General features: G+C 32.9%; 12 protein-coding genes and 1 pseudogene. 6 read left to right on the top strand and 7 right to left on the bottom strand.

Going from position 1 to position 13,418, the window contains the following annotated elements; genetic code table 11:
* Positions 1–82: 82 nt before the first annotated feature.
* On the bottom strand, positions 83–430 hold the full coding sequence (locus ASJ80_RS13140; protein ID WP_069583258.1) for a carboxymuconolactone decarboxylase family protein: 348 nt from the start codon (positions 428–430) through the stop codon (positions 83–85).
* 463 nt (positions 431–893) lie between these two features.
* On the opposite strand from ASJ80_RS13140, the gene ASJ80_RS13135 reads away from it, so the two are divergent.
* Positions 894–1,079 carry a hypothetical protein gene (locus tag ASJ80_RS13135; RefSeq protein ID WP_069583257.1) on the top strand — a complete coding sequence of 62 codons (186 nt, stop codon included), beginning with the start codon at positions 894–896 and terminating at the stop codon, positions 1,077–1,079.
* Between the two features lie 300 nt (positions 1,080–1,379).
* Here ASJ80_RS13135 and ASJ80_RS13130 read toward each other — a convergent pair whose 3' ends face one another.
* The 5 genes and pseudogenes from ASJ80_RS13130 to ASJ80_RS13110 all read right to left on the bottom strand — a co-directional run.
* Positions 1,380–5,051 carry a PAS domain S-box protein gene (locus tag ASJ80_RS13130; protein WP_069583256.1) on the bottom strand — a complete coding sequence of 1,224 codons (3,672 nt, stop codon included), beginning with the start codon at positions 5,049–5,051 and terminating at the stop codon, positions 1,380–1,382.
* A gap of 414 nt (positions 5,052–5,465) precedes the next feature.
* Complete coding sequence (ribC, locus tag ASJ80_RS13125; protein ID WP_069583255.1) at positions 5,466–5,924, bottom strand: riboflavin synthase; 459 nt, start codon at positions 5,922–5,924, stop codon at positions 5,466–5,468.
* Positions 5,925–5,940: 16 nt separating this feature from the next.
* Complete coding sequence (locus ASJ80_RS13120) at positions 5,941–6,780, bottom strand: ATP-binding cassette domain-containing protein (protein ID WP_069583254.1); 840 nt, start codon at positions 6,778–6,780, stop codon at positions 5,941–5,943.
* A 51-nt stretch (positions 6,781–6,831) separates the two neighbouring features.
* Positions 6,832–7,038, bottom strand: a complete 207-nt coding sequence (locus ASJ80_RS13115) for a CbiQ family ECF transporter T component (RefSeq protein ID WP_069583253.1) — start codon at positions 7,036–7,038, stop codon at positions 6,832–6,834.
* Between the two features lie 8 nt (positions 7,039–7,046).
* A pseudogene (locus ASJ80_RS13110) lies at positions 7,047–7,372 on the bottom strand (energy-coupling factor ABC transporter permease); the annotation flags it as partial.
* A gap of 720 nt (positions 7,373–8,092) precedes the next feature.
* On the opposite strand from ASJ80_RS13110, the gene ASJ80_RS13105 reads away from it, so the two are divergent.
* Positions 8,093–8,299, top strand: a complete 207-nt coding sequence (locus ASJ80_RS13105) for a histone family protein (protein WP_069583252.1) — start codon at positions 8,093–8,095, stop codon at positions 8,297–8,299.
* Positions 8,300–8,558: 259 nt separating this feature from the next.
* Positions 8,559–9,212: a stage II sporulation protein M gene (locus ASJ80_RS13100; protein WP_069583251.1), complete on the top strand. Its 654-nt coding sequence runs from the start codon at positions 8,559–8,561 to the stop codon at positions 9,210–9,212.
* A 91-nt stretch (positions 9,213–9,303) separates the two neighbouring features.
* On the opposite strand, the gene ASJ80_RS13095 is transcribed toward ASJ80_RS13100, so the two are convergent.
* Positions 9,304–9,759: a hypothetical protein gene (locus tag ASJ80_RS13095; protein WP_069583250.1), complete on the bottom strand. Its 456-nt coding sequence runs from the start codon at positions 9,757–9,759 to the stop codon at positions 9,304–9,306.
* Positions 9,760–10,270: 511 nt separating this feature from the next.
* On the opposite strand from ASJ80_RS13095, the gene ASJ80_RS13090 reads away from it, so the two are divergent.
* The 3 genes from ASJ80_RS13090 (at position 10,271) to pyrF (ending at position 13,401) form a co-directional block, all read left to right on the top strand.
* Complete coding sequence (locus ASJ80_RS13090) at positions 10,271–11,110, top strand: protein translocase subunit SecF (protein ID WP_069583249.1); 840 nt, start codon at positions 10,271–10,273, stop codon at positions 11,108–11,110.
* Positions 11,110–12,333, top strand: coding sequence for a preprotein translocase subunit SecD (locus tag ASJ80_RS13085; RefSeq protein ID WP_069583248.1), 1,224 nt, complete (start codon positions 11,110–11,112; stop codon positions 12,331–12,333). Before ASJ80_RS13090 ends, ASJ80_RS13085 begins: the two co-directional genes overlap by 1 nt.
* Before the next feature lie 417 nt (positions 12,334–12,750).
* The gene (gene pyrF / locus ASJ80_RS13080) at positions 12,751–13,401 is read left to right on the top strand and encodes an orotidine-5'-phosphate decarboxylase (protein WP_069583247.1); all 651 of its coding nucleotides are present in this window, start codon (positions 12,751–12,753) and stop codon (positions 13,399–13,401) included.
* Positions 13,402–13,418 lie beyond the last annotated feature (17 nt).

Below are 13,418 nucleotides of genomic sequence, written 5' to 3'. Positions count from 1 at the left end.
AATAAGTTATTTGTTTTAATCGGCACTGAGATTTTATTAAAAATAAATAGGGGATTATTAAAAGTAAATTAATTAAAAAAAGTTATTTAATACATTTTACCATTTCAGGGTCTTCAAGTAATTTATAAAGTATTGCAACAGATTTGGTAAATGCTGGTTTTCCCGCAGTTAAAAGAACAACCCTTAAAGCGTCCATTATCTCATCTTTTGTAATTCCGAGTTCTTTCATTCCGCTTACCATTTGTTTTCTTATTGCCCTGTCATCAGAAGCTGCTGCATTTACTGCTATGGCTATTAACTTTTGAGTTTTATAATCTATGGTTTTACCTGTATATGCAGCATTATTTAAATGTACAATTGCTTCATAAAGGTCGGGATAATCTTTTTTAATATGAGGCATTCCTTTGCTGAAAAATACTTCTTCTTTCATTTTTTTCATCTCCATAATTTAGTTTAATCCTTTATTTTTTAGATACAATTGCATTTTAACTCACTTAAAGTGATATATGTTAATATGGCCTTAATTTTCGCGTTGAAGCAGAAAATTTTAACCTGTTTTCGATATATGAATCCCAATCAAAGTATTATTTGATTTATTGAGATTCTACTCTTTTTTTTGTTTTTTCTCATATATCAACATACTGTTTTTATTACCTGAAATTATTGAAAATAAAATAAGTTAAATTAAGTATCTACTCATCTAAATGAAATTATTTAACTCATTAATTTCTCAAAAAAGATAGAAAAAAACAGCATTCATTAGTTTCATGCCTTATATTTTTGTAATTATTGATCTATTTCTAAATAATAATTAATATAAATTAGGTAATATATATTAAAATCATAAAAAACTATGTATATTTAATAACATTTTGTGGGTGAAATCTTGAAGTATGAAACTAGAAAATGTAGTTATTGTGGCAAATCTGGCAGGGGGAAATTATATAAAAAGTTACGCTCTGATTGGAAAATATGGATATGTCCAAAGTGTAGCAGAACTGAGCATATTAATTTGTATAATTAAATATTTTAAAAATAATGAAATTGTAAAAAATAATAAAATTAGGCTTATTTTTTAATATAAAAATATTATAATTTTCAAAATTGTATATAAATCAGTATTGATATTCTAAACTGTAAAATTTATATGTAAAATTATATGTTATTAATTTAGGTCAATATTATTGGATATTGATCTATCTTCTTTTAATTTATATTTTGGTTTATTGAGTGCAGTGATACTATGATGCCTTCATTTATTGTCCGGGCACATACTCTAAAAACTAGTGGTCATTTTCTCTTTTTTGTATAGTTATTGTTTTAATTTCCATTTTTTTAGAAATTAAACATGTAATATTTCTTTCCACTAAAAAAATGATTTAAATTCTTTTTTTATATTTCAATTCTTTAAAAGTAATTTTAAATTTAGTACCTTCTGTTTTGTCCAGTTCAATAGTACCATCGACCTGTTTAACCAGGTTATTTACTAAACGTAGCCCTAATGATTCTGTATTTGTGAAATCTATATTTTCAGGTAAGCCTACACCGTTATCTGAGACTACTAATACTAAATTATTTTTTAATTGGTGAAGTTCAATCTGTATTTCATTAGAATTAGGACCTGCAGTCTGGGGACTGGCAAATCTATGATTTGCGGGTCCGTGGCCAGAGGCCACCGGAATTGAAAATTCCTCAAAATCTTTCAAAATCGAAGATTTTGGATGCGCAAAACTTTCGGAAATCGTAGATTTTTGATGTTTACGAAGTAAAGCTTCGTAACCGGAAAAATTTTCAATTTTTCCATGCTGCAAATCTTTGATCTGCAAACTTTCAGTTTTGCCAGCTTCGATTTTGGGGTTGAAAGAAACTGTTGAAATTTTCAATTTCGACGCATCGAAAACGGAGTTTTCGATTGCTTCATTTCTTGAACCGCAAAATTTAGAATTTTGCAGGCCGAAAAAACTACATTTTTCCAGGTTTTCATTTTCAAACCCCCGACTTGTAGTCGCCGGATCTGCAAATTTTCCATTTTCAGGGCCACGGCAGGATGCCTTTGGAAATGCATGTTTTAGGCTGTTTGTTACCAGTTCATTTATTATAAGGCCGCATGGAATTGCAGTATTTACATTTAAAAAGATATTATCAATATTTTTGTTTAATTTTATCATATATGGGCTGATCTTATAGGTTAAAAACAGGCTGTCTGTTAGATCTTTAATATAATCTTTGAAATCTATTTTTACAAGGCTTTCTGAATTGTAAAGTTTTTCATGGACTATTGCCATTGATTTAACACGATTTTGACTCTCTTCAAGGACATTCCGTGTTTCATCGTCTTTAGTGTAACCTGTTTGAAGACTTAAAAGGGAGCTTATTATCTGCAGGTTATTTTTAACCCTGTGGTGAATTTCTCTAAGCAGTATCTCTTTTTCTTCAAGTGATGCTTTTATATTTTCTTCGGCTTTTTTAAGCTGGGTAATATCACGTGCAGCGGCAAATACACCTATAACGTTCCCCAATTTGTCTTTATAAACGGAAGCATTATATAAAACAGGTGTTGTAAAACCTTCCTTATTTTTAATTTTTAATGGGTAATCACGCACTAATCCTTCCTGAAAAACTTGTTGATATCCTTTTCTGGCTTTTTCAGGTTCGGTAAAGTAGTCTGAAAAATCAGTCCCTATAAGCTGTTCTCGAGCGTAACCTGTTATAAGTTCTGTAGAGTTATTTACATCAGTTATTTTTCCATCAGAACCAATAGTCACAAGAGGGTCTAAACTTGCTTCAATTAGGCTACGGTTATATGTACTTGCTAATCTAAGTTTTTCTTCAGCTTTCCTGCGTTCAGTGATATCAGATATTAAGGCTAATGATTCTATATAATTGCCGTGGTCGTCATAGATCTGCGTGATATCTATATTTACATGGATATTTTTCCCGTCTTTTTTAGTAAATTTAAATTCATATAGTCCTTCAGCAATATCCCTGTAGTTTTTCACACGTGATTTAACAATTTTTGCATTTTTTTCATCCATGAAAGATAATAAATGTATATTTATCATCTCATCTACAGTATAGCCCAGCATATCTGCCATTCTTGGATTTACAAAGAGAGTATTGCCCTCACAATCAACTGACCAGATACCTTCATGGGCATTTTCCACTAACTGACGGTATTTCTTCTCATTTTCTTTAAGTGCTTTTCTTGATCTTTTCTTATCTGTAATATCTAAAAGAGAAATTACTCGATTTCTTGTATATGGGATTAATTCAATAGTTACATAAACATCCCTGATGGCACCCTGCTTATTTTGTAACTTAAGTTCATAGTTTTTTGGAGCCAGGATAGGGTCATTTTCCCTTATATTGTGGTAGTTTAATAGCTGTTGCATATCTTCTTCTACAACAAAATCTATCCAGCTTTTTTTACCTTCTATTTCTTCTTTTGAGTATCCTGAAAGTTTTTCACATTCAGTATTTGCAAGGGAAATAACAGTGTCTTCTCCAGCTATTAATGTTGCAGTCCCAGTATTTTCAAAAATAGTTCTGTAATATAATTCTGACTTCTGGAGTTCTTTTTCTGCTTTCTTGCGTTTAGTAATATCTGTTATAAATCCTTCTAAAGCAATTAATTCTCCTTCACCAGAATAGATACCTCTACCCTGTTCCCAGACGTATTTTTCCTTTAGATCTGCAGTGATTATCCTGTAAATAAGTTTAAATGGTTTGTTTTCTTTTAAAGCTTTTTGAATTGTACTCCAGACAAGTTGCCTTTCATCGATATGTATTAAATCTTCATAAGAAATGTTTTTATTCATAATGATGTCTTCTGGTTGATATCCTGTTAATTCTAAACAACCATCACTTACAAATTCCATTGTCCAGTTAGGATCATTCATGCACCTGTAGACAACTCCAGGTAAATTACTTACTAAAGTTTCAAAAGTACGTTGATTCTCTTTTAATTCATTCTCTATCTTTTTACGTTCAGTAATATCCCTTGCTATGATAATTCCTTTGTCATTTCCGTTACTATCTGTAAATAATTTGCCAGTAACATCTGTGAGAAATTTTGTTCCATCCTTTTTTATGGAGTTAAATTCACTTTTAAATTTACCAGTAATGCTCCTTTCATTTATGGCTGTATGTAACCGGGGATCATCTTTATCAACAATACTTGATCTGCCTAATTTGCGCAGTTCATCCTTGGTGTATCCATACATTTCTTCTGCAGCAGGATTAACATCTAAGATAGTGCCATCCGGACGTGTAAGGAATATGGCATCTGTACTATTTTCAAAAATTGAACGATACTTTTCTTCACTTTCTTTTAAGGTATTTTCAACTAGTTTACGCTCAGTAACATCCAGTACTATAACTGATAACTTGGATACTTCATCTTTTTCATCTAAAATTGGATAAATTCGGTATTCATAATTTTTACCGTAGTTTTCATCTTCAAAATAAGTAACTTTTTTAGCCTTAATGGCATTTTCAACGTACTTTTTTCTGTATGCAGCTGTAGGGTGCGGTAAAAGTTCGTAAATATTGGAGTCAACAACTTTACCTAAAGTTTTTTCAGTGTATTCATTTGTAAAAAGTATATTCCCTTTCAAATCTATTAGAAATGCTGGCTCATTGACAGCATTTAAAAAAGCATTTAAATTTTTGGTACCCTCTTTTAATTTTAAATCGTTGTAAAGAGCAGTTTCTATGGTGATTTTAAGTTCAATGTCACTAAATTGTTTCCTTATAATATAAACAGGCGGATTTAATTCTGTTTTCTCGAGTAACTGGCTGTCAGAATAATCTGCTAAATATATGATGGGATTATTAAAGTACTTCCTTATTTTGGAGGTCTCTATGTAATTTCCACTTTGATTAATATCCATTAAAATTAAATCCGGTTTTAATTCTCCGGAATTTTTCACAGCTTTTATACCATTTGATTCAATAGCAAGAACTGTATAGCCTAAATCTTCAAGCTTAGACTTTATACTTATCTTTGCGCTATTTTCATCTCCAATGACGAGAATTTTAGCGTTTTTCATTTAGTCAGCTTTTAGATTTTAACATATAAAAACTTAGTTATGTTATTATCATAAGAAGTTATTACTATTTTTATAAAACGAATTATCAATACTTTAAATTGACTGAACTCTTTGATTAAAGAAATTAGTAAAATAAACAGTAATAATTTAAAATTTTAATGGTAATTCGGAGTTTAAACAGGCTCAATATCTCCCGCCAACCCGACGAATCGCAGATTCGTGGCCCGAAAAATTCCTGATTTTCTGACGTGCTTATAAAATTGAGGCTTTGTGGTCGTCGAAAACCATAGGTTTTCGGGGCATGGAAAAATTCTACGAATTTTTCCGGTTGAAAATTTTCAATTTTCAAACATCGAAATTATAAATTTCGAATGAGTAAAAATCTTTAATTTTAAAAGTTGATCAAAAACAAATTTAAACAGGCCCAACGTCGGGGCGGCCTTCTCTCATACCCATTCCTGCTTCTTTACGCATTGCATCTGGTTTAAACATCATTTTAATCAGGTTCTGCGCGTGTTCACGGGCCCTGTTTTCAGCGAGCTGCTTCAAGTCCTTCGGATTTTCACCCTCGTCTTCATGAACAAAAACTTCAAGTATATGTGTATTTGTCATGAGCTGGGCTTGTATAAGGCCGGTCGATGCTTCATGAGCACAAACTTTATCTTTTTCTTCAGGACCTGGCATTCCGAGGGCCATCACAATTTCACAGCCTTCTTCTTCTATTAATTTTTTTGATGCAACTGGTAAATCTTTAATTCCGGGTACTGTACGTCTTATGAATGTTATATTCCCAACATGTTGTTTAATTTCGTCTATTGCATGAGCACCCATATCAACCCGTGCAAAAGTGGTATCGCAAATTCCTACTTTCATTTTATCACCACATTACTTAATCCTCAAAATGATCCTTTAATTTTTTTCTTGCTTCGCCTATGGTAAGGGGATATGGTTTATCAAAGGGTAATTTATCTTCCTTTTCCAGTATTTCCATAAGATGTGCAATTCTCGGAAGTCTTAAATTAGCCTCCCTTATGGTTTTAACATCTCCAAATACTTCTTGGGGATTTCCTTCTTTTATAATTTTTCCTTTACTTATTATATATACGCTGTATGCATAGAGGGGTACTAAATCCACATCATGAGTTGATATAATTATTGTCATTCCCTCTTTGTTTAATTCGTATAATATTTTAAGTATTTGGGAGGCCCCCTTGGGATCAAGGCCGGATGTTGGCTCGTCAAGCACCATTATTCGGGGATTCATGGCAAGTATCCCTGCAATTGCAACCCTCTTTTTCTGGCCTCCGCTCAAGTGATGGGGTGCTTTCTTTTTAAATTCTTCCATTCCCACACGTTTTAGGGATTCATCAACCCGTTTTTCCACTTCTTCCTTGGATAAACCAAGATTCATAGGTCCGAAAGCTACATCTTCCACTACCGTTGGGGCAAACAGCTGATCATCAGGATTTTGAAATACTATCCCCACGTTTTGTCTTACATGCATCAGTGCTTTTTTATCATATTTTATCTCATCACCATTTAAGAGTACCTTTCCGGAGGTAGGTCTTAAAATCCCGTTAAAATGTAAAAATAATGTTGATTTCCCTGCACCATTTGGTCCAAGTAGTGCAATGATTTTACCCTCTTCCGCTTTAAAATTGACTTTTTCAAGGGCCTTTGTGCCATCTGGATAGCTGTATGCGATATCTTTTGTTTCAATTATATTCATCATTTCACCTAAAATGGAAATTCTGTATTTAATTAATAAAAGCTGTCAGGTTTATATAATTTTTAAACCCCATGTTAAATAAGTTCCAAGCAAAAGGAAGGATTCAAAGGATAATAGTAAAAGAATATTTTTAGCTCCTATATCTTCCCGGCTTTTGAAGGTTTTAATAGATCCTCCATAACATCTTGACTCCATTGTTATATAAATTTGTTCACCGCGCAACCATGTCCTTATAAAGAGATTGATTGCAAGCATCATATAAAAACGATATTAGCTCGTAGAGTAGTTATTCCGCCGTGTGCATGGAGTAATGTCTGAAATATGAGTATAATTACAATAGAACGCTTACTGCAGCCGGCCCGAAAAGCACAGCACTTAACCTTTTACTTGTAGAGTGGGAAGTACTTCCAGTGACTGAAGGCAGCTTTAAAGATTATAATATAAATATAAATGCTCATGTAATTGCAAGCAAAGGCTTTGACTCAGGGTGTTCCTCTTTAACCTTTTTGATTTGGATTATGCAGTAAGCAACCGCGGGTAATACTATGATGTACCAGAACAGGCACCACTGCCACGGTAAAAATCCTTCCATTTGTACCGGTTAAAGTCCCCTTTTCTTTTTCTAAAGTATACTTGAGAGATTATATAAATTTTCCTGTTTTTGACCATTTTGCAGGTAAAACATGCAGATAAACTCACTACTATTTAAAAAATGAATAACTATTTGATTTTAAAAAAATGGTATGAAATATTTAATTTAAAAAACGAGGGGCACCTGTTTGAAATGATCATTGCAGAAATGAGACAAAAACCAGTATAATGAGACGAATGAGACAAAAGTTAAATTTAATACCATGCAATCAATTTGGTGTATTTTTAGATAGAGTTACAGATATCATGAATAGGTTTGTATCAGCAATAAAAAAAAAATTAAATGTTGTTTGCAGAAATGAGCCAAGAAACAGGATTTTCTATCAGTTATATGAATTGTTATTGCTTAAACAAGGTTAAATATGTAAAACTGGAAGACGGTGTATGTTTAAACAAGGCTCCAAAATATGATTTAGGTTGAGTTAGAAAGTATTTTGAAGAATCTGAATTTGTCTAAGTAAAATTAATTGTATTCATGTCCTAAATTTTTCAAGTTGTGTTAATAATTAATACTTTATTAATTGATGCCAAAAAATTGAATTATTTTATTTTAAGTGAGTAAAAAGCACATAATTTTTAAAATTATTAGATAATAAAACCATAAATTTATATAAGGTTATTTATACACAGTATATTGGTAAAATAACGGAGGCGGTCATTTATGACAGAATTACCATTTGCTCCAGTAAGTAGAATAATAAAAAATGCTGGCGCACAGAGAGTAAGTGAAGATGCAACAGAATCTTTAACAAAAGTGTTAGAAGAAAAAGGCGAAGAAATAGCTTTAGCAGCTGTTAAACTTGCAAAACACGCTGGAAGAAAAACAGTTAAAGCATCAGATATTGAATTAGCTATTAAAAGTTTATAACTTTTTATTAGCTTAAGAGAATCTTTTTTGCCTCTAACATAAAACGTGTTAAAGGCTTTTTTATATTTTTTTAGTCTAAGTTTTTTGCTCTTTTTTAATTTTACATATTTTTACCACATATTTGCCAAAAAATAACTCACTTTTCCTCTACATTTAGTAAAATTTATAAGTATGTGTTTATCTACATAAGTGATGGTATGTAATTTTTATGAAATAATATTCATAATTTATGATGTAAATAAAGAAGGAGAAACATTAAATGTCCATATCAATTTCTAATAATAAGTCTTTAAGTAAATATAACATTTTTAGGGGTGTTTTTAAGCGAAATAAGAAGATTTTAACTGTTTCAGTTATTATATTCGCTGCATCTTTTTTTATTGGTGTGCTTGCAGGCTACTTTTTACCTGATGGTGTTGGGTATTTCCTGACAGTACTTTCTAATACAATTAGCAGTGCAGTTGATATATCCACTGCTTCCATTTTCATGCACAATGTTAGAACTGCCTTTATGATTTATGCTGGTGGAATTATTGGAATAGTTACTGCAGGATTGTTGTCTCTTAACGGGTTCATTTTAGGGGCTTTTTTAGGATATTTTATGGGTGGTGGTGCTATTAACCATAACAGTGTTAGCCCTCTAGTTTTTGTGAGCTATATAGTACCTCACGGCATATTTGAAATTCCGGCACTTATTATAGCTAGTGCTGCAGGGTTCAGGCTCACAACTATAATCGCTGATTTAATAAACAGTTTGAGGGGAAAACCCTATGTAAACAACGATTATATGAAATTCAAGGACTCCATAGCTTTACTCTTAATTGCAGTAACTTTATTTGCAGTTGCAGCAGTTATTGAAGCTAACTTTACGGGAACAATAGGAAATTACATCACAGGATTAAATTTCCATTAAACACTTTTTTTATTTAATTGATGCATGTCTATAAGATATGTTAAAAAGATTTTTTAGTGCTAACTATCTAAAAAGCAATAAATCAGTTAACTTAATGTTTTATTGCATTAGAAGTTACAGTTCCACTGCTACTTCCAGAACCTGATCCGCTGCCGCCAATTATTAGGTCTTGTCCCATTGATGGCCTGACCACTCTCCAGTAATATTGTGCAGCAGTTCTTTTTTCAGGAATATAATAGGTAATTGCCCATTTTTTGTTGTAAAACTCGCGAACTTGTAATATGTATTTACTTTCCTTTCTAAGGGTAGTGGTCATAGTCTGTGTTTTCTGCCCTTTGAACTTTACATAAAAATTTATTTTTACATAACTTGTTTTGTACTGGTATGTTTTCCATGAATAGATAAAATAATTATTATTTGGCTCATTAATTTTATAAGAACCATGATCTACCTGTTTTAAGCTGACTGCAGAAGCTGGTTCTGCCAGTTGAAGCCCAAAAACAAACATTGAAAGTATTGCGGTTATCAGCAAAATATTTTTTCTCATTTTATATCATTTATCAATTTTTTGTATTAAATTATGTTAATAACTGTTAATTATGATTTATATAATTTTACATATCGTTCATGTGCATAAAATCATATTTAAAACGTTTTGATAAGTTTTTAGCAAATTTTAATGTATTAGATAATCTGTTAATATTTCAGGTTGATAATTTAAAAATCATATTTTAAAAGCTAATTTTTAAATTCACTCCTTAATTTACACATTATTTGCTGCTGTTTGCGGGATACATTATCTGGTGTTAATTTTACTTTTATTGTGTTGGACTTAATTGTTTTTGAGTATAAAAAATAGGTTGTATTTTACTTTTTTATGTAAACTTATGATGGTTAGTATTAGAGAAATCAATTTTATGCATGAACTTTTTCGATGCAACATATATAAAATAATTAATATAAAAATTAAAATAAGTAATAATTTTGGGGATTTAACATCTGTAAAATATAGTTAAGTCTGTTGTTTAAATATTGTAAAACTTATTTATGGTGTTTTAATGAAAATTGAAAAACTTATGGAATCTTACAAACCATTAATAGCGATTCCTGTAATTATTACCTTAATAGCAGTGGTAATTTTGGCAGTGAATGGTTTAAATTATGGGGTGGAACTAAGTGGAGGTACAATAGCTGATCTTCAGCTTCAAGAACCAGTAAGTCAAGCTCAGCTGGAGAATATAATAAGTAATGGATTGGGAACAAATGATGTGAGTGTTCAGTTAGTTGGTTCTAATCAGTCTACAGTTGAAATTGGCGGGGAGGTAGATCCTGGTGATTTAAGGAATACATTAAATGGAACAGCATCCATACTGGGTTTTAGATCTGTTGGGCCAGTTTTAAGCGCTGAAGCGTTGAATCAAATTTTCTGGGCAATACTTTTTGCATTTATATTCATGGCAGTGACTGTATTTGTAGTATTTAGAAACTTCGTACCTTCTATAGCAGTTATTCTAGCTGCATTGTCTGATATTATTATAGCGGCTGGTGGAATGTCTCTGTTTGGAATACCGCTTTCCCTGGCATCAGTAGGTGCTTTACTTTTACTTATTGGATACAGTGTGGATACGGATATTTTGCTTACCACGCGTGTATTGAGGCGTAGGGAAGGAACTGTTACAGAAAGAGCGGTTGATGCTATGAAAACAGGTTTAACAATGGCAGTTACTTCCATTAGTGCAATGGCAACTCTTTATATTGTTGTTGTTTTATTAATTCCATCTGCAGAGGTACTGGCAGATATTGCAGCAGTTCTTATGATAGGTCTGGCTGCAGATGTGCTTGTAACCTGGTTAATGAACCTCGGAATACTGAGATGGTACCTGGAGCGTGGACGTTAATGAGCGAAATTGCAGACTTTTTAAAAGATTATAGGGTTATATTACTCATTGTACTGGCTATTGGCAGTATTATTTCAATTTCAGTATTGGGTATACAGCAGGGCCTGGATTTAGAAGGTGGATCAGTCATACAAATTCATTTAGAACATCCTGTTGATCAGGATACAATGAATACTGTCGTAACAGTCCTTGACAGGCGGCTTAACATATTTGGCGTGAGGGACATTAATGTGAGGGCCAGTGGAAATCAGGATGTAATTGTGGAAATAGCGGGGGTAAGGCCGGAAGAAGTTACAAATATCGTGGGAACTCCTGGTGTATTTGAGGCCAGAATAGATAACCAGACTGCACTTACAGGGACCGATATAACAAATGTCCGTCCATACCAGGTTACTGGAACTCAGTGGAGTGTACCATTTACTGTATCGACTACAGGTGCTAATCGTTTTGCACAGGTTGCACAGGGTAAGGCTGGGCAGCCGGTTGAAATGTATCTTGATAATCAATTGGTTTCATCCCCTGTTTTAAGCGAAGGCCTTGCAACAGGGACGCCTACAACAGAGGTTGAAGTCTCAGGAACGGCAGAAACCAGGGAAGCTGCTGAAAATGAAGCCAGGAACATACAAGCAGTGCTGCAATCTGGGGCTTTACCAGTAAAGGTTAGTGTTGCTGGAGTTAACAGTGTTTCAGCTGAACTGGGAGACCAGTTTAGAACAGGGGCGTTGGTTGCAGGTTTACTTGCAGTTATAGTGGTGTCTATTATCATCTTTTTACGTTACAGAATTCCTTTGCTTGTAATCCCAATAATACTCACAAGTCTTGTGGAATTACTTTTAATTCTTGGAGTAGCATCTGTAATAAGGTGGAATATAGATTTACCGGCTATTGCAGGTATTATTGCAGCTATAGGTACGGGGGTAGATGACCAGTTAATCATCACTGATGAAGTTTTAAAGAAAAAAGGATCAAAAGAAAGCAAAGAATCCAAAAGAAGAAGTGCCACTATGAGAATGAGGATTAAAGGGGCATTTTTCATAGTCTTTACATCTGCTGCAACCCTCATCGCTGCTATGCTTCCACTGGCATATATAGGATTCAGCAGAGGCTATGCTGGAATCGGAATCCTGGCAGGTTTTGCATTCACTACCATTATAGGGGTACTTATAGGAATTTTTATCACAAGGCCTGTATATGCAAAATTCATAGAGAGATTTATCCAGTAAACAGTCAGGAATCTCTTCTTGAATGCATCTGTTTTGGGTTATCTTCTATTAGTTGATTTTGCATTCTAAGGCAGCTGGAAAAATTGATAAAAGGAAATGCTATTTAACATGCCATGTATTAAAAGGTAAAATTTATTAATAAGTACAAACTTATTATTAATTGGACCACTGAACTTTCCTGGACACTGATGTCTCCTTTCAGTGTCCGGGATATATTACCTGTTTAAAGGAACTTTTTTATTAAAATTTTAAACTATCATTGTGTTAATTTTTAAATTTTGAATTAAGGATTAACAAGTTATTCACTTAATAAGTGATTAACTTATGCAGTGTTGGATGTAAATGCAGATGAGAAACTAATTTAAATGTATTTGGCCAATTGGAAAATCATTTAAACTAGTCTAATATACTAAAATTATGGAAGTTGAAAATGATATAATTCTAGCTCTTGATGTTTTAAATAGGACAGAAGCACTTAGGATTGTTGAAAGTGTTTCAGACTATTTAAATACAATTAAAATAGGTTATCCTCTGGTTTTAAGTGAGGGGCTTCAGTCTATAACGGCCATTAAAGAAGAATTTAACTGCAGCATAATTGCAGATTTTAAAGTTGCAGATATACCTGCAACCAATCGAAAAATAGCAGATGTTACATTTGAGGCGGGAACAGATGCGATAATTGTCCAGGGATTTGTTGGTGATGACAGCGCACTTGCATGCATGAACTCTGCAGAAAAGTATGGTAAAGATGTGTTTCTTTTAACTGAAATGTCCCATCCCGGCGCTTCCATGTTCCTGCAGCAGCATGCAGAAGACATCGCAAAGATGGGAGTTGATCTGGGAATCACTAACTTTGTAGGGCCTTCTACTAAACTGGACCGCCTTGAAAAGATCAGGTCTGTTATAGGAAAAGATTCATTTTTAATATCTCCTGGAGTTGGAACTCAGGGAGGAGACCCTAAAGATACATTAAAATTTGCAGATGCCCTCATTGTTGGAAGATCTATCTACCTATCAGAAGATCCTAAAAAAGCTGTGGAGGATATAATTGGTAGCATTAAATCTTAATTGTCTATCTTTTTTTT

The organism is Methanobacterium bryantii, from assembly GCF_002287175.1.
In the GTDB taxonomy this organism is placed as follows: Archaea; Methanobacteriota; Methanobacteria; order Methanobacteriales; family Methanobacteriaceae; genus Methanobacterium_D; species Methanobacterium_D bryantii.
The sequence above is the reverse complement of the archived record's forward strand: the minus strand, read 5'-3'. Positions and strand labels throughout refer to the sequence as shown.

Bases quoted from the DNA above. Each gene is read 5' to 3' on its own strand.
- pyrF (WP_069583247.1), top strand. From the start codon at position 12,751: ATGGAAGTTGAAAATGATATAATTCTAGCTCTTGATGTTTTAAATAGG.
- ASJ80_RS13100 (WP_069583251.1), top strand. From the start codon at position 8,559: ATGTCCATATCAATTTCTAATAATAAGTCTTTAAGTAAATATAACATT.
- ASJ80_RS13105 (WP_069583252.1), top strand. From the start codon at position 8,093: ATGACAGAATTACCATTTGCTCCAGTAAGTAGAATAATAAAAAATGCT.
- ASJ80_RS13130 (WP_069583256.1), bottom strand. From the start codon at position 5,051: ATGAAAAACGCTAAAATTCTCGTCATTGGAGATGAAAATAGCGCAAAG.
- ASJ80_RS13140 (WP_069583258.1), bottom strand. From the start codon at position 430: ATGAAAGAAGAAGTATTTTTCAGCAAAGGAATGCCTCATATTAAAAAA.
- ASJ80_RS13095 (WP_069583250.1), bottom strand. From the start codon at position 9,759: ATGAGAAAAAATATTTTGCTGATAACCGCAATACTTTCAATGTTTGTT.
- ASJ80_RS13135 (WP_069583257.1), top strand. From the start codon at position 894: ATGAAACTAGAAAATGTAGTTATTGTGGCAAATCTGGCAGGGGGAAAT.
- ASJ80_RS13090 (WP_069583249.1), top strand. From the start codon at position 10,271: ATGAAAATTGAAAAACTTATGGAATCTTACAAACCATTAATAGCGATT.
- ASJ80_RS13120 (WP_069583254.1), bottom strand. From the start codon at position 6,780: ATGAATATAATTGAAACAAAAGATATCGCATACAGCTATCCAGATGGC.
- ASJ80_RS13085 (WP_069583248.1), top strand. From the start codon at position 11,110: ATGAGCGAAATTGCAGACTTTTTAAAAGATTATAGGGTTATATTACTC.
- ASJ80_RS13115 (WP_069583253.1), bottom strand. From the start codon at position 7,038: ATGATGCTTGCAATCAATCTCTTTATAAGGACATGGTTGCGCGGTGAA.
- ribC (WP_069583255.1), bottom strand. From the start codon at position 5,924: ATGAAAGTAGGAATTTGCGATACCACTTTTGCACGGGTTGATATGGGT.